Below are 18,083 nucleotides of genomic sequence, written 5' to 3'. Positions count from 1 at the left end.
AATACGTCTTTAAGCATCTTATTATCAAGACTCACATCAGCATACATCTGTTTAAGTTTATTGTTCTCTTCTTCAAGTTCTTTTAAACGTTTAAGCTGCTGTTGTTCCATACCGCCGTACTTCTTTCTCCAATAGTAGAAAGTGCTTTTGTCAATTCCTAATTCTCTAGATAAATCACCTACGGATCTTCCTTGTTCATTTTCCTTAAGAGCTTTAATAATCTGGCTCTCGCTAAATTTGCTGTTTTTCATTGTGACAGTTTGAATTTAAAGTTAGTAAATTCGAATTATAAACTGTCCTATTTTTAGGGAAGCCTACAATTGCATATATTCAATCAATTTTTGAATCTAAAATTTCGATCAGCAGGTATATTATGATGAATTATCTCCTCAAAATGAAGAAAAGCTATTTTCCAATACTGATAGTTGTTAGTGTTTTAAATGGTTTTGGTTTTACGCTTAACGCTCAAAATGGAGTGAAGTCCGATTCATATTTTGAAAAAGCAGAACTATTAAAGGACACAGATACAGATAGCGCTATTGTTTTATATAAGAAAAGTATATCCTATAATAGGAGTGCTAAAGACACGACCCATTTAATAAAAAGTTTATATGAATTATCTAATTTGTATGCGCATAGTTTGGACTATGGAAATGCTTATGATGGGTACTGGGATGCTTTGTTGTTGTCAGAAAAAATTAACGATAATTTTGCACGCGCTGAAATTTATCAAGCGCTAGGTTGGTTGTATTTATTTTATCGAAGAGATAACGAAGCTATAAAATATTTTAACCATTCCATACAGCTCAAAAGAGAACTTATTGCTAAAGACGAATTAAAAGAATATTACCTACTTTCTGATTATTTCTCATTAATTAATTTGTTTAGAACCAACGGTAATAATGTAATGGCTCGAAAATACATTGATAGTAGTGTCATTATCCAGAAAAAATTTCAAACAAAATCTAGTTATTTGGATGCTGAAATTGGATACCAAGATGCTATTGATATGGAGTATGATTTGGCTATTAACCGATTGAATAACGCCAAAGCTGTTTTTGAAAAAGAAAACCCATCTTACCTTATTATTATTAATTATTTATTGGGTGAGGTTTATTACATGATGGGAGATATGATCACTAGTAAAAAGTATTTTAAAACCTCATTGGCACTGACCGAAGAGCATACCAATCATTCCAACTACAAATTAATGGACCAGGAAGCGTTGGCGTTAATCAGTAAGAATGCAAAAGATTATAAAAGTGCATTTCTTCATTTAGAGGCAGCAAGCCAATTGGATAAATCTATTTTCGGCAGGCAAAGTAAAAACAATCAGCATCTTTTTGAAATTAATGACCGTTATAGAATTCAAAAAGAAAAAGAGAAAGAGCTTATAAAAGAGCAGCATATAGCCAACTTAGAAAATGAAGAAAAGCTTTGGACGCTAAAGTCATGGCTTTTGGTTGTAGTGATATTTTCAATTTTAATTTTAAGTTTTCTTTTGATTAGGAATATTCGGCGTAAGCATAGCTTGGAGAAAAAATCTCTTGAAGAAAAAAGAGCGGTGGAACTGCAAAAAGCAAATGAAATCTTAGAACTGAAAAATAATGAGCTAACCTCTTCTGCATTGCAATTAATAGAGAAAGAAGAGTTTATTAAGAAAATGAAGGATACTATAGGAAAGAGTAAGGAAAACCTTGATGTACCTGCAATCAATAGAATCATTAGTTCTGCACAGGGGAGTCCTAATAGTAATTGGAAAGAGTTTGAAGCTAGGTTTACGGCAATTAACCAAAGTTTTTATAAAAATCTAAAAGATACTTATCCTTCTTTAAGTCAGACAGATCTGAAATTATGCGCACTAGTCAAACTCAATTTTTCCAGTAAAGAAATGTCTTCTTTATTAGGGATCTCTATAGAAAGTGTTCATACTTCTCGTTATCGTTTAAGAAAAAAGCTAAACCTAGAACGCAACGATAATCTTACCGAGTTCATAGCTAGTTTTTGAGTCTGGAAAAACTGCCTTCATATGCTACTGGAATGCAGCTTTTTAAATGCAATTTTCCTTTTTAAAGGGTACAATAAAATTTCAGTGTTTTTCTTTTAAATAGGTAAGATAAAATTGTCTAGTTGTGTTTGGTTTCACTTAAAACATAGGTAAATGGCTAATCTTTTTGTCTTTTGTTCAGTTTTTGTCGAGTCTATTTAGGGTGGGTGACAATATTAAATTAATAATTTAGTGCCAATAAATTTATTGTTTAATGAATATATCTATTTGTAAATAAGAATTTATTAAAAATAACTCACCAAAACTTGTTTAATACTAATTAACTCAAACAAATTTATGAAGAAAAAAGACAAACTATGGAGGCGAATACTTTCAGTATTCTCTCTATTAATGATCTTGGTGGTACAGCAAGGTTACGCCCAAGGTGCTATTACGGGAACGGTAATAGATGAGCAAGGAACTCCAGTGCCAGGAGTATCTATTCTTAAGCAGGGAACTAAAGAAGGTTCTGTGGCAGATTTTGACGGAAATTTTGCAATTAATGCATCTAAAGGTGAGGTTTTAGTGTTTTCTTCCATCGGTTTTAAGACACAAAAAGTCACGGTCGGAGCTTCCTCAAATGTAAGAATAGTGTTAATTGAAGACACAGAGCTCTTAAATGAAGTAGTAGTCGTAGGGTATGGAACACAGAAAAAGAAAGAGATTACGGGTTCTGTAGCCAATGTTAGTTCTGAGACTATTGTAAAAACGGCAACTTCAGATTTAGGTACGGCGCTACAAGGAAAAGTAGCAGGGGTAAATATCCAGGCAGGAAGTGGTAGACCAGGAGAATCAGCCAACGTACAAATTAGAGGTTTAGGTTCTATTAGTTCTGGTGGTTTAGGTCCATTATATGTTGTAGATGGTATTCCTTTTGATGGTAACCCTAATATAGCACCTGAGCAAATTGAATCTATTGACATTTTAAAAGATGGTGCATCGGCAGCAGTTTATGGGGTGAGAGCATCTAATGGTGTTATTTTAATTACCACCAAAAAAGGAAAAGCGGGTAAAATGAAAATAGATATCTCTACCTATACAGGGATTCAGAATATTACTTCGGGTACTCCTTTAATGAATACTACAGAACAGCTTTACGAGCTAGAGCAAAAAACAGAATTATTAGGTACAGAACCATTAACATTTTTCTTAAATGCAAATGTTCTAGACTACGATTCTAATTTTGTTGAAGAAGTACAGAATGATAATGCTGTTATTCAAAATTTAGATGTAAATATATCTGGAGGTGTTGAAAATTTAACCTTAAATTTTAATACCAACTACTTTAAGCAAGAAGGGGTTTTAATTAATTCTGGTTTCAATCGTTTAACAAATAGATTTACAGGCCAGTTCACAAAAGGAAAATTTAAAGCTTTTGCTTCAATGGGATATTCTGTTGAAAACAGAGATCAAGAGCCTTTTGCACTTTATGAATATGCCATAGCACAAGCACCGTGGAACAAACCTTTAAAGGATATTCCTTCTGTAGGGCAAAATTCTGTAGAGTTGGATGTTGATAATGACATACTTTTTAGCTTTTTATCACGCCAATTAGATAATGTAGATGAACGTGAAGTAAAGTCTGACAACATAGCTTTAAGCTTAGAATATGAAATTATTGATGGGTTAAAGTATAAAATTAACTTAGGGAGAAATAGTTATAATTACTTCAGAAAATTTTTCAAACCACAATATTTAGCATTTACAAATCAAGGAGTACTTAATGCTACCGCCTCTAATGTACAAGCTTCTTTGAATGAAGATTATACGTTTTCTAAAAGAGAAACAATAGAAAATATTGTAACCTATGATAAAAGTTTTAATAAGCACAATTTCAACTTTACAGGAGTAATCTCTTATGAAGAGTTTAATTCAAGAGCATTAGGAGTTGGTGTAATTTATAGTGAAGATGCAAGTAACGATTTACAAACTTTAGGTTCTGGTGCAGAAGGCATTAAACCAAGTAGTATTAATGTAAATAGTACTCTTGCCGGGAAACTAGCTAGATTACAATATAACTTTGACGAAAAGTATTTGTTTTCTGCCAGTATCAGACATGATGGTTCTTCGAATTTCACAAAAGATAACAGATACGGATCTTTCCCGAGTGTTTCTATTGGTTGGAATATAAGCGAAGAGAATTTTTTCAAAAATATCACTAGCGTTAATTCTTTAAAAATTAGAGCTAGTTGGGCAGAACTAGGAAATCAAAATACAGGAGCGGCATACTCAGCCATTCCTATTATAGAATCTGGTGTTAATTATCCATTTGGTCCTAATGAAGAACTAGGTTTTGGAAACATTCAACGTAGATATGCTAATAGCGATTTAAAATGGGAAACGACAATCTCTAAAAACATTGGTATTGATTTAAGTATGTTTCAAAATAAGCTAAGCATAACTGCAGATGTTTATGAGAATAATAAGGAAGATATGTTATTGCAAGAAAGGTTACCAGCCTCTTCTGGTACCTACCAACCAAGGGCAGCAAGTATTTATAGTGTTAGAACTGTAAATGCAGGGAACATGGTGAATAAAGGTCTTGAAATAGCAGCAAGTTATAAAGACAGAATTGGAGACGATTTTAAATATACAATCTCAGGAACATTTACTAAAAATAAGAATGAGGTGTTAGATTTAAACGGAGTGGAACGTGGGTATGCTAATGGTAGACCAATTGTGTCTCAGGGAACGAATGTTGATTATACTACATTTTTAGCAGAAGGATATGAAGCAGGTGCTTTTTTCTTAGTGCAAAATGATGGAGTGATCAAAACTCAAGAACAATTAGATGCCTACAAGCTTATTGATGGTGGTGCTCAATTGGGAGATTTAATGATGATTGATCAATTGACAATAGATTCTGATAACGATGGTATTGCAGATCAAGCAGATGGTGAAATTGATGATAATGACCGAGTTTATTCGGGTTCTGGTCAAGCAGATTTTGAAGCAGGTTTAAATCTTAGTTTAGACTACAAAGGTTTTGATTTTTATGCACAAACCTATTTCTCTTATGGCGCAGAAATCTATAACGGAGCAAAATTATACGCTTATGGTGGTGGTAGACACAAAGATTTGTATTCTATGTGGACCCCTCAAAATCCAGATTCAGATATCCCAACAGATAGACAAAATGCCTTTCATAATAATGTAAGAGCTAGATCTGATTATTTCTTGGAAGATGGTACTTATTTTAGAATTAGAACACTAACACTGGGCTATACTATTCCTGGAATTACAGAGACCTCAGGAATTGAAAAAGTAAGGTTGTATTTAACTTCCGTAAACCCATTTACATTTACAAATTATACTGGATACGATCCTGAAGTTGGAGGAGATGGTATTTTCACAAGAGGTGTAGATAGAGGTAACTACCCTGTTACAAGACAATTTATGTTAGGTGTTCAATTAAGTTTTTAAAGCTAGAAATATGAAAATAATTAAATATAAAATATATATCATCCTTATAGGCACGCTATTGCTTTTTGGATGTAACGAGGATTCTTTTTTAGAGGAGATAAATCCTAATGCAATAACACCAGATACTTTTTGGGAATCGGAACAGCAATATACTAGTGCACTTTCTTCAGTATATGGAGCATTGCAGTTTCAAGATATAAGTGGTGGAGAGTTGCAGTATGAAATGATTTTAGGAGATATAGCAGGAACGGAATCTTGGTATAGACCTGCAGCTTTTAGAAATTTGACCTATAATGATGGTACGTACCACGTAACCGATAAATGGGACCAATTGTATGTCGGTATTTTTAGAGCCAATCAAGTAATTCAAAATATCCAAACTGCAGACAGTGCTATTTTTAGTGAGGATGCTAAACTGCAAATAGAAGCACAGGCAAAGTTTTTAAGAGCTTTCTTTTATTTTCAATTAGCTCATAATTATGGAGGTGCTGTAATTCATACGAGTGTAGCAGAAACAAAAGAAGAGTTATCTAAACCATTTTCTTCTATAGCAGAAGTTAATAGCGCTGTAATTTTTCCAGACCTAATTTTTGCAAAAGATAATTTACCGCAAACTTGGGATGCTAAGAATATAGGTAGAGCAACATGGGGAGCGGCAAAAAGCCTTTTAGGAAAAGCATATTTATTTGATAAAGATTTTTCTAAGGCGGCATCAGAATTTAATGATGTGATCCAATCAAACGTGTATAGTTTAACTGCAAATATTTCTGATAATTTTCAACATGAAAATGAGTTTAACTCAGAATCTATTTTTGAAGTAAACTATTCGTTTGATTTAAGCCCTGGAGTTCCTGGAGCTGTTGTAGATGATAACTCTAATGAAACAGGAGCAGAGTCTACTACGATGGCTACTGCCGTTGGTCAATTAAATTATGGAGGGTTCAATACCATATTACCTAGTTACAATTTACATGAAATGTTGGTTAATGATCAAGTAGATCCAAGCAATGCCATGAATGGTGGTAATAGCGAATCTAAAAGAATGACCGCTACCATCGCTACCAGAAATGGAGAAGGCTTATACTATCAGCAAGAATATTCTGCTATTCGTGGTTTTGCCTTCGGACAGAGTGCTTACGTGAAAAAACATTCAAACTGGTATCATTTAGAATCAGAACCTGCACAGAGTAGATCAGGTATTAATTTCAGACATATTAGATATGCTGATGTTTTATTGATGTATGCAGAAGCAGTTATAGAAGCTAATAATGATTATGAAACTGCCATTGATTATATCGATATGGTAAGAAGTAGAGCAGGTGTGGTTACACTTCGCCAGTATATGGCCGATAATGCAGGTATGTTTCCGCAATTACATGTCAGTAAGCAAGTGCATGGAGACTTTCCAATGGTAGCGGCTTCCTCAGAAACAGTAATGAAACATTTACAACGTGTGGAGCGTCCTATAGAATTATGTTTTGAAGGTCATAGATGGAAAGATTTAGTGCGTTGGGGTATTGTTCAAGAAGTTTTTGATGATTTAAGAGCAGATGAAATTTGGAGAGAAGCAAATAAAGAATCAGTACTTAAAGTAAGTGATGGCGGAGTAGCTCCTTTATATATAATTGAAAGAATACGTCCCGACTTTGTTTTAGCTGCGGCAAATTATAACCCAGCAAAGCATAATTATTTCCCGATACCAACTCAGGAAGTACAGACTAATGATAATTTATAATATACTATTATGAAAAAAATAAAATTATTTGGCTTTGCCATTGTTTCATTACTAGCATTTTATGCCTGTACAGAAGAAGATGAGGTAAAGCTTACTGAAGCGAGCCATAGGGCTATTGTAACTTCAGAAATGAATTTCGAAAATAAGATTAATGTAGGTGGGCATATAGATTTCGGTGATATTTCATCGGGTGTTGTATCTCGTACTTGGACGTTTCCTGAGGGTGTTGCAGATGTATCTACTTCTTCTGAAGCTGTAGTGAAAGCTACATTTAGTAAAGTAGGAGTGCATAATGTAACGCTGAAACAAACATTTGCAAATGAAGCCTATGCAGATGAGCGTACAACACCTAGTGGCTCTGCGGAATTAGACACGACTATTGTAGTGACGGTTTTAGGAGATGTAACGGCACAGATTCAGGCAAATTATGTCAATGCTGATGGCTCTCTAGGAGCAGAATTATCATTAGTTGATAATGCAGAAAATGTAATTACAGCAAGTAACTATATTAGATTGAGCTATACCGCAGAAGGTGATCCAATCAATTTTATTTGGAACTTACCTAATGCTAAGCCAAACACATTGCAAAATCCAGAGGGAGATGCAGATGTAAGGTATAGTAAAGTAGGTGTTCATGATTTAGAATTTATTGCTTCAAGAAGTAGACCTTTTGGCGGTGATACCATTTCAATTAAAAACTTTATAAAAGTAATACCGTCTACCGATCCTGTTATTCTAGACGCGGTCTCTGATAAAGATGGTAAAGTTGCTTTGGAATTTAGTAGAGATATGGATGCAGCAACTGCAGCTAAAACAGACTTTTCTATTTCAATTGAAACAGCAGGTGGAGCTATAATTTCTCCACAAATTGCATCAATTACAACAGATCCTGTAGATGAAAATATTCTTTTATTGGAATTAGAAGGAGAAAGAGTGTATAATAATGATAAGGTCATGGTTTCTTATACGGCGGGCGAATTAAGCACTCTAGATGCTGTAGCGGCCACATCTTTTACAGATGAGGCACTTGTATTCAACACCGTAAATATGCTAGAGAATAGCAATTATGATTATAGTTTTGAGAATACAACCAATACCAATTGGCCTTATCAATTTTGGGGTGGAAACTGGGGTGAATATGACTTTAGTTTATCCTCTGTTGTAAGTCAAGATGGGAGTAAAAGTGCCTATGTAGAATTTAGACCTGAAGGTGGTATGGTAATAAGCCATACAGATATGCTTGGTGAAAATGCAATAGTTTCTTTGGTAGCAGGTACCACATATGAAGTAGGGGTGTGGATTTATATTGATGGCCCTTTCTTTACAGCTCCTTACCCAACCAGTGGTAACTTTGTGTCAGATTTAAGATTTTACCCTAGAAGCTTTGGTTTTGAAGCAGCAACTACATTTTTTACAGAAGATTTTCCTGTGAATGAATGGGTGTACACTTCGGCCTTTATTACGCCAGGAGCAGACGAAGATGTAAATTTTGTTATTCGCGGTTATAATGTTGGCAATGGTCAAACTTTAAAATTTTACATGGATAATATCAGCGTTGCAGAAGTTGAAATTAGACCATAATAATTAGTTAGTTGAGTAGTGAAAAAGGTGTTTAGAATTTTCTAAGCACCTTTTTTTATTTTAGCAGAACAGCTTCCAAACCTTTTTTTTATCAGGGTTTTAAATTATTAAAAGTTTTCTACTATACTTTTCTTTTAGAAAGTTTATAAAGGAGCATTTGACACCTCTTTCTAATAGTGACACATATAAAAACAGCCTGGAAATCATACAAAAAGAAGTAAATGAAGTTGCTGGTATTTACCACCAAATTAGACCACCCTTGTCCAATTCTAGAATTACTTCAAATCAAAAAAAGCTTAATGATACTAGATCATTAAGCTTTAAATTTAATCCTTTAATAATTTTTATCGATTATTTAGGATGGGATTTTATTTAATTGACATCCCACCAAAGTTTTGTGTGTAAATTGTCTAAACCCTGTATTGCTATTATTGCATCATAATTAGTTTTGTTATTATCTTCTACCGAAGAATCATAAGCGTACCTAACAGGAATTCTAGCATCATTTGCATATTCTGAAGGGGTTAAGGTAGGGGCGTCAAGTCTTCTCCATTCAGCCCAAGCTTCAGGCCCATTTAGATATAAAGCAACCCATTTTTCATAAGCTATATCTTCCATTGTTGCGCTTGTGTGAGTACTTAAATATGCTGTTATATCAGCGCTTTCAACTTTCCAATATTCCATGGATAGCGTAATAGCTTCTTCAAATAAACTTTCAGCGTTAGTACCAACAGACCAACCTCTTAAAGCTGCTTCTGCCATAGAAAATTTAGTTTGTGCTGCAGTATAAACGGGAGTAGGATACACTGGGTCGTAAATAATTGTAGCGGTAGGAAATGAATAATCTACGGTATTTCCATTCACTGCACCGTCAGGAGCGCCAACGTAAGCTGCATCAGATTCATCAGGCCATGCAGGTGAACTAACAATAGAATCTGTAGAAGGTTCTGCATATTTAAAAAGTCTTGGATCTAAATTAGTTCTTAGAGATTCAGCCATTTCATCCGATAAAATATAATCTTCTCTTGTTTCAAATCTGTCTTGCCATGGACTATCACTAGCATCATCTGAGGCATAATTAAATTCAATATTATCTTCATTGCTTTTTATGTAATTACCTGAAACAATTACTTCTTCAAATTTAGTTTGAGCTAGGGTTGCATTTACATCAGAAAGTCTTAATGCCGCAGTCATTTTTAATGAATTAGCAAAAATAATCCATCTACTCATATCTCCGCTGAACATAAGATCTCCATGTGGTCCTGAAGCTGTTTCATCTATTAAAGCCAAGGATTCCTCTATTTCGTCAAAAAGAATAGTATACAATTCTTCTTGAGTTTGAAATGTTGGTTGTGCATTATCAATACCTTGAAATGCTCCTTCCCATGGTAAACCTCCCCAACTGTCTGTCATAAAATGTAAAATAAATGCTCTGACAAGCTTTGCAGTTGCAATTTGGTTGTTATTATCACCATAAGCAGAAGCTTCTTCCATTGTGGATTCATCTTCATTTAAAGAAATTATTTGATTCAAGTTTTGAATTGCTCCAGTATAATAATTATCATAACTAAAAGTTAGGGTTCCATATCTTGAATCTCCAGGGTATTGGCCTTCTGTCAGATGTTGCATATAAAGTATGCCCGTATCACTAGTTGTTATTGTAGAGATATCTTTTTGAGCTTCAGTAAGCAATTGTGAAGTTACAGCTGACGTTGGTCCGTTAGGATCCTCATTAATATCGCCAAAATCGACAGTTTCACAAGAATTAAATATGGCTGTAATGCTAACCAATAGTAGTATGTTTTTATATATTTTCTTCATTTTTGTTGTGTTTTAAAATGTTAATTTTAAGTTAACCCCATAAGAGCTAGTCATAGGGAGCGTACCGCTTTCGGCCCAGTTAACACCATTTCTTTTTTCTAATTCTGAAGGATCAATCCAAGGTAGATCAGAATAAATTAGCCAAACATTGTTACCTAATAAAGAAATTTGTACATCATCTAATCCAAGTTTATTAACCAAAGGCTTCTTAAAAGTATAGGTTAATTTAACAGTTCTAAGTTTAAGGTAATCGGCATCATGAACGTTGTTTTCGTATACGTTACCAAGATTTCCTGAGGCAAAATAATCTTTTGCATCTACATACTTATCAACTATAGTACCATCAGAAATTGGATTTCCATCACCATCTGTTCCTGTTTGTAAAACACCAACAATATGAACCCCTCCACCTGAATCTACTTCATCTCTCAAGGGATTTCCTAAATCATTCTCGCCTGCTGTGTAGCTTGCAAGACCAGAACCAGCAAAATATCTTTCTGTTCTAGAATAGTATAAACCACCTTTTTGACCATCAAGACCTAAGTATAAATCAAGGTTTTTGTATTTAAACGTTGTAGATAAACCACCTGTGAAATCAGGTAATAAACTTCCAAGGTTTTTGTTATTCTCAAGGGCAAAACTATCAGAGTCAGTACCAGTGAAAATAATGCTGCCATCAGTATGCCTTGCAAATCCATCGCCGTAAAATAATCCATATTCTTCACCAACACGAGCTTGTAGACTTACGTTTCCGTATGTACTAATATCATAGGATTCTACACCTGGAAATATTTCATTTACCACTTTCTTAAGTGTTCCAATATTTACACTTAAATCCCATGAGAAATTATCTCCTTTAATTATGGTTCCGCTTAGTGCCAGTTCTAAACCATTTGAAGTTGTTTTCCCTGAATTTACTGTAATATCTGTATATCCAGTTGAACCATCTAATGAGACTTCTGTGGGGATATCTTCATCAATCCTATTAAAATAAGTTACATCTAGTCCAATTCTATTTTTAACAAATCTGAATTCGGCACCAACTTCAAATTCAGTTCTTGTACCTCCAACTAAATTAAAATTACTTTGAGTATCGGGTACAGATAAAGTTCCGTAACCTTGGTATAAATCTCCAGGTTCGTAAACACTTGCAATTAAGTATGGGTCTGGAAAATAAGGTGCGCTAGCATAACCAGCTCTAAATTTTGCAAATGTTAGAATATCATTTACGGGTAAAAGCTTATGTGCTAATATACTTGTTGACACACCAAATGTTTCTACTCTATTGTTGTCTGCAGATGCTGTAGAAGACCAATCATATCTATATGAAGCATCCAAATAAAGCATACTTCTGTATCCAAGGGATGTTTTTAAAAATGCACCTCTAGTTTTACTTTGCTCAATTTCTGTAGAAGTAGTAGCGGCATCAACGGATCCTGATAAGTTATAAAAGCCTGGTATTGATAGGCCGCCATTTGTTGTTGCAAATATGTAATTGTAATCGTTAGATACAATGTCACCACCTAAACTCACATTTAAATCTAGATTACCATCTGCATATTCATCCGTATAGGTTGCCATGCCAAAATATTGTTCTTTATTATTTCTATATTGGTATTCCTCATAAAAAGGGGTCTCTACGGTGCTTTTTGTAGTACCTCTATCATTACCAATGTAAGAGTTGAAAGTACTTCTGACCTCACCTAATACGGTGAATTTTTCATTAAATTTGTACGTAATACCTATTTTTCCAAAAGCACTATTTTTATCATCATTTCTTAAGTTTTCGTTGGTTTGAAAGTATGGAGAATCCCAATATAAAGGTCCGAAATCTCTAGGACCTCCTATATTCCATGATAATACTGTACCATTTTGTTCATAGTTTTTTAGTCTATCTAAGTCTAATTGTCTTTGCCACCATTGGTTCATATTAGAACCTAAATTGCCATAGGTTTCATCAGGATTGTTCGATGTCGTTCTGTCTTGATAATTAAATACACCTTGTATAGACAGTTTATCACTAATGTTGTACCCAACATTAATGGAAGCATTAACTGTTTTTTGGCTAGAATTAGGAATAATTCCACTTTGATCAATGACAGATAATGAAGTTCTAATATCATAATCATCTCCTCCTTTAGCAAATGTAAAAGCAGTATTTGAAGTTACGCCAGTATTATAAAAATCATCAACATCACTGGTAGTTGGTGACCATTCTCGTGATTCGCCAAAATAATCTGTTCCCTCTAACCAAGAATCCCAATGGCGTACCAATTGACCTTCTAATTTAGGACCCCAAGATTCATCAGCATAATAATCTGGATATAAATCTCCATCAAATCCGGCCCATGAGGCAGGATCAACGCTTGGATCATATGAAAAAGTATTGAATGTTTGACTATATCCACCTCCATATTCATTTTGATAGTCAGGTAATGTAGTTACTCTATTCACCATTGTCGTCTGGTCAATTGTAAATGTAGCTTTTCCGGATTTCCCTTTTTTGGTAGTGATAATAATAACCCCATTTCGACCATCTGGACCATATATAGCTGTTGCCGAAGCTCCTTTTAATACAGACATATCTGAAACACTTTCCATATTTATATCGCTAATTGAATAAACTTGAACACCGTCAACTACATACAAAGCACCTGTTTCACCTCTCAGTTTGATTTCGGAATTACCAAATGTAGAAGATGAATTACCAACAACTTGTACCCCTGAAACTCTTCCAGCTAGTGCATTGTTAATGTCTGTTTGTCTTCCTTTTTGTAGTTCTTCTCCTGATACAGATTGTTGTGAGTAACCTATAGATTTTTTATCTCTTTTAATGCCTAATCCGGTTACTACAACTTCATCAAGTAAAGAAGCATCTTCCGCTAAAGTAACATCTATTGTGTTCGCTGCTCCAACGGCTACTTCAGAAGAAGTGCATCCCACATAACTGAATAGAACAATGTCTCCAATATTCACTTGTAAGGAGTACTTTCCATCAAAATCTGTAGATGTGCCGGAGGAACTGCCTTTAATTACTACTGAGGCAGCAGGGAGGGGGATACCAGAATTGTCTGATACAGTACCTGAGATAATCTTTTCTTGTGCAAATGTTTGTTGCACGACAAACGCTAGTAGTAGCGTCAAAATTCCACGAAACTTTGTCTTCATACTTATCTATTTTGAGTTAGTAGAAGCTAAAAATGTAAATAAAATGTTAAGAAAACAATAAAGTATATGGTAGTTTGTAGATTTTTAAGCACTTGATAATTATCAATGAATTAATTACAATATTAATAATATATTAAGTTAAATATTATCATTAATTTATCTATTGATATTTATTGTTGAATTAAATTTGTTAAAATTAAATATTTGTTAGAAGATGTTTAATGCTGTTAAAAAAATGTGGTTATTGTTTCTTAATAGGCTTTTATCATAAACTATAAAATGTTTTATTAAATAGTAAATAATAAAGTGCTATAAACAGCATCTTAATTATGTGATTAGTTGAAGCTAGTCCAAGGGGTCATAAAAAAGTATATTCCCATAATTTTTAATTTTAATGAAGTCAAATTTTTAATCTGGATATTTATTATGCGATTTCATATCCTTTCTGTATTTTTAAATAAAAAAACAATCATATGAAATTTTTAATAGCCTCAATTTTTTTAATGCTTAATGTCACTTTGCATGCACAAAGTGTTACTGGTAAATGGCAAACTATTGATGATGAAACTGGCAAGGTGAGATCTGTGGTAGAAATTTACTCAGATAATGGAAAAGTATTTGGTAAAATTATAGAAATAACAGACAAGTCAAGGCAAGACCGTCTTTGTGAAGCTTGTACGGGTGCCAATAAGGATAAACCTATTTTGGGTATGGTAATTATTAAAGACCTAGAGAAAGATGATGACGAATGGGAAGACGGAACAATTTTGGATCCAGAATCTGGAAAAGTCTATAAATGTTATATCACGTTAGAAGAAACAAATAAATTAAAAGTGCGTGGCTTTATCGGTTTTTCTTTATTAGGAAGAACACAATATTGGACACGAGTGCAATAGTAAACATCATTACAATTTAGGTAAAGCATCAAACTGAAAAGTTTGATGCTTTTTTTATGCGCATTTTTTAGGACACTACGGATGAAATTTATGGTGATATAATGGTGTAAATTTTCTTTTATAACAGTGTTTTACACTTTCAGATTTACACTATCCAATAGATAGATTTATAAAGTTGCTGATAATTAAAAGGTTAATTGTTAGCAGAACCGTAATTCAGCATCACTTTTTTTGTCAAATGTCAAAAAAAGTGGGGTCATTTTATAGAATGAAGCGATATCAGGCTTTTGGGGGCTTAGTTTTAGCGTATAAATTAAACTCAACTAAATTATGAATAAAAGATTTTACAAGTTCTTTTTGATTATGCTATTCGTACCGTTATGGGCTATATCTCAAGAACAAATTTCTGGATTAGTTACAGATCAAACAACAGGTGATCCGTTGCCAGGTGTTAGTATAATTTTGAAGGGAACTACAAAAGGTGTTTCTACAGATTTTGATGGTAATTATACTATCTCAGCAAACCAAAATGATATATTGCAATTTTCCTATATCGGTTATAAGAGTATTGAAGAAAAAATTGCCGGTACTACCTTAAATGTTTCTTTAGAAACTGATACACAATTATTAGAAGAGGTTGTGTTAATTGGTTACGGTAGTGCAAAAAAAGAAGATTTAACAGGTTCGGTAGATGTATTGTCTTCAAAAGACTTTAATCAAGGTTCCGTAGTTTCTGCAGATCAGTTATTGACAGGTAAAATGGCAGGGGTGAGAATTACCTCCAACGGTGGGCAGCCGGATGCAGCACCTAATATCAGAATTAGAGGAGGTTCTTCTTTATCTGCAAATAACAGTCCGTTAATTGTTATAGATGGTATCCCTGTAGATAACACAAATCCAGCCGGAGTTGGTAATCCTTTATCATTGATCAATCCAAATGATATAGAAAGTTTTAGTGTTTTAAAAGACGCTTCTGCAACAGCTATTTACGGTTCTAGAGCATCGAATGGTGTAATTATTATAGCTACTAAAAAAGGAACAACAGGAGAAGTTAAATTTAATTTTACATCAGATGTATCTGTAAGCAATGTAGCTAGTACTATAGATGTAATGGATAGTGATCAATACGTAAATTTCATTAGTACATACCATCCATCATTTACAAATTTATTAGGAGTAGATGATCCTAACACAACGGTAACAGATAATCCCTTAACGGCGGCTATAGAAGGAAGAATTATTGGGGACACCAATTGGCAAGATGAAATTTTCAGAACAGCCATTTCTACCAATACAAACTTTAGTGCAAGAGCTAATTTAGGAGGTAAGATACCTTTTAGGGGTTCTATAGGTTATACGAATACTGGGGGAGTAGTGAAAACTAACGATTATGAAAGAGTAACTTTATCGCTTAAGTTAACTCCGGCTTTCTTAGATGATCATCTAAAAGTAAGTCTAAATGCAAAAGGACTTTTTTCTGATAAAAACGCTATAGATGAAGGTGGTGCTTTGGGAGGTGCTATAAACATGGACCCCACAAAACCGGTTCTAGATACAAGTGCAGACAATCGTTTTGGAGGTTTTTACCAAAATACGATTGTAGATGGTAATAGATTATTATTAGATGGGCAAAGCAATCCTCTAGCCTTATTAAAACAAAGACAGCGACCAGAACAAGTTGCTCGTATTTTGGCGAGTTTAGAATTAGATTATAAGTTACATGCCCTACCGGAATTAAGAGCAGTACTTAATTTAGGGTTAGAAGCGTCTAAAGCTAACATAGAGGAAACATATTTAGACAATTCAATAGCAACATATAGATTTAATAATGCAGATACAGATATAAATACTAATTATGTATTTAATCCAGGTGTAAATTATACAGAAGATCAGGATATTACCAATACTACACTAGACGCATATTTAGTCTATACCAAAGAATTTGAAAGTTTTGTAAAAAGATTTGAAGTGCAAGGTGGCTATTCTTATCAAAACTTCGAAAACGATGGTACTAAAAAAATATTTAGGTATGATGACGAAACAGGGATAAGAGAAGAATTGATTGACCCTAATAATCTTACGAATAGGTATTTTAATGTTTTAAACCTACAATCTTTCTTTGGAAGAACGAACATAGATTTAGCAAATCAATTTTTAGTAACATTATCTTTTAGAGCAGATGGTTCTTCATTATTTACGAAAGAGAACAGATGGGGGTACTTCCCGGCTGCAGCGGTAGCTTGGAAAATTGGAAAAGCAGGTTTTGTAGCAAATTCCAATACAATTAATGATCTAAAATTAAGATTGGGTGCTGGTAAAACTGGGCAGCAAGATATTACGGGGGCTGTTGGTTACTACCCATCTTCACCTCTTTTTGAAATAGGTTCTACAACGAGTCAATATCTAGCGGGAGTAAATTTATATTCAGCAAAAGCCTTTAATCCAGATTTAACTTGGGAAAAAACAACGACGTATAATGTTGGTTTAGATTTTGATTTGTTTGCTAAAGGTATTATGTCTGGTTCTGTAGATTTTTACCAAAAAGAAACGAAAGACTTATTAGCAAAAACTGCTGTGCCACCAGGACAAGCATTATCTGATGCTTTTGTTCAGAACGTGGGTGAAACGGAAAGCAAAGGTTTTGAAGTTAATTTAAATATTAACCCTATTACCACAGAAAATTTTAGATTAGAATTTAATTCTAATGTAGGCTATAACAGGTCTGAGGTTACTAGTTTAAAAGATGTTACTAGAATAACAGCAAGCGAATCTGGTTTGCCAACAGGAACAGGCGTTAGCTTAGCTTATCACACAGTAGGTTATCAACCATATTCTGCATGGGTGTTTAAACAAGTGTATGACCTTAATGGAGATCCTATATCTAATGCGTTTGTAGATATTAATGGGGACAATATTATAAATAATGATGATAGATATTACGAGACTTTAAGACCAAATTGGACTTTTGGTTTTGGACTTAATCTAAACTATAAAAACTGGGATCTTAGTTCTAGTTTTAGAGGGCAAATTGGCGGGCAAGTTTACAATGCAAGAAGGTTAACTTCTGGCTGGATAGACAGAGCAATACCAAACAACAGTAATAGCTTGAGTAATGTATTAGATTTTAATTCTGATACAGCAACTACATCATTTGTTAATGTTCAAGGAAATATTCCTTTCTCTGATTATTTCTTAGAAGATGCTTCTTTTTTAAGAATGGAGAATATTGTAATCGGGTTTAGGGTCCCTAATTTCTTAAAAGATGCCTCATTAAGAATCTACGGTGCGGCAAATAATCTTTTTGTTATAAGTGATTATAGCGGACAGGACCCTGAGAATTTTAATGCAATAGATAATAATTTTTACCCAAGACCTAGAGTATTCACCTTAGGATTAAATTTAGATTTTTAGG

At 33.8% G+C, this 18,083-nt stretch carries 9 protein-coding genes; 6 read left to right on the top strand and 3 right to left on the bottom strand.

All coding sequences use genetic code 11. The features are described from left to right. On the bottom strand, window positions 1–251 hold a 251-nt coding region (locus BLQ19_RS18780; protein WP_074539355.1), incomplete at its 3' end, for a transposase. Between the two features lie 143 nt (window positions 252–394). Between BLQ19_RS18780 and BLQ19_RS18775 the strand changes: the two genes are divergently transcribed. From BLQ19_RS18775 to BLQ19_RS18760, 4 genes are all read left to right on the top strand, one after another. Beyond that, window positions 395–2,008 carry a tetratricopeptide repeat protein gene (locus BLQ19_RS18775; protein WP_083332294.1) on the top strand — a complete coding sequence of 538 codons (1,614 nt, stop codon included), beginning with the start codon at window positions 395–397 and terminating at the stop codon, window positions 2,006–2,008. Window positions 2,009–2,344: 336 nt separating this feature from the next. Continuing rightward, window positions 2,345–5,470: a SusC/RagA family TonB-linked outer membrane protein gene (locus BLQ19_RS18770; protein ID WP_074539353.1), complete on the top strand. Its 3,126-nt coding sequence runs from the start codon at window positions 2,345–2,347 to the stop codon at window positions 5,468–5,470. A gap of 10 nt (window positions 5,471–5,480) precedes the next feature. Further along, a complete protein-coding gene (locus BLQ19_RS18765) occupies window positions 5,481–7,205 on the top strand; it encodes a RagB/SusD family nutrient uptake outer membrane protein (protein ID WP_074539352.1) in 1,725 nt (574 codons plus the stop codon). Window positions 7,206–7,214: 9 nt separating this feature from the next. Further along, window positions 7,215–8,786 (top strand): carbohydrate binding domain-containing protein, encoded by a 1,572-nt coding sequence (locus BLQ19_RS18760; RefSeq protein ID WP_074539351.1) that lies wholly within the window; start codon window positions 7,215–7,217, stop codon window positions 8,784–8,786. 372 nt (window positions 8,787–9,158) lie between these two features. On the opposite strand, the gene BLQ19_RS18750 is transcribed toward BLQ19_RS18760, so the two are convergent. Together BLQ19_RS18750 and BLQ19_RS18745 are read right to left on the bottom strand one after the other, a co-directional pair. After that, window positions 9,159–10,607, bottom strand: a complete 1,449-nt coding sequence (locus BLQ19_RS18750) for a SusD/RagB family nutrient-binding outer membrane lipoprotein (protein ID WP_024481416.1) — start codon at window positions 10,605–10,607, stop codon at window positions 9,159–9,161. 12 nt (window positions 10,608–10,619) lie between these two features. Beyond that, the gene (locus tag BLQ19_RS18745; RefSeq protein WP_024481415.1) at window positions 10,620–13,775 is read right to left on the bottom strand and encodes a SusC/RagA family TonB-linked outer membrane protein; all 3,156 of its coding nucleotides are present in this window, start codon (window positions 13,773–13,775) and stop codon (window positions 10,620–10,622) included. A 473-nt stretch (window positions 13,776–14,248) separates the two neighbouring features. Here BLQ19_RS18745 and BLQ19_RS18740 point away from each other — a divergent pair, with 473 nt between their 5' ends. Beyond that, window positions 14,249–14,671 carry a DUF2147 domain-containing protein gene (locus tag BLQ19_RS18740; protein ID WP_024481414.1) on the top strand — a complete coding sequence of 141 codons (423 nt, stop codon included), beginning with the start codon at window positions 14,249–14,251 and terminating at the stop codon, window positions 14,669–14,671. Window positions 14,672–15,001: 330 nt separating this feature from the next. After that, on the top strand, window positions 15,002–18,082 hold the full coding sequence (locus tag BLQ19_RS18735) for a SusC/RagA family TonB-linked outer membrane protein (RefSeq protein ID WP_074539350.1): 3,081 nt from the start codon (window positions 15,002–15,004) through the stop codon (window positions 18,080–18,082). Window position 18,083 lies beyond the last annotated feature (1 nt).

The organism is Cellulophaga baltica, from assembly GCF_900102165.1.
Classification (GTDB): domain Bacteria; phylum Bacteroidota; class Bacteroidia; order Flavobacteriales; family Flavobacteriaceae; genus Cellulophaga; species Cellulophaga baltica.
This window is presented reverse-complemented; position numbering and strand designations above follow the sequence as displayed.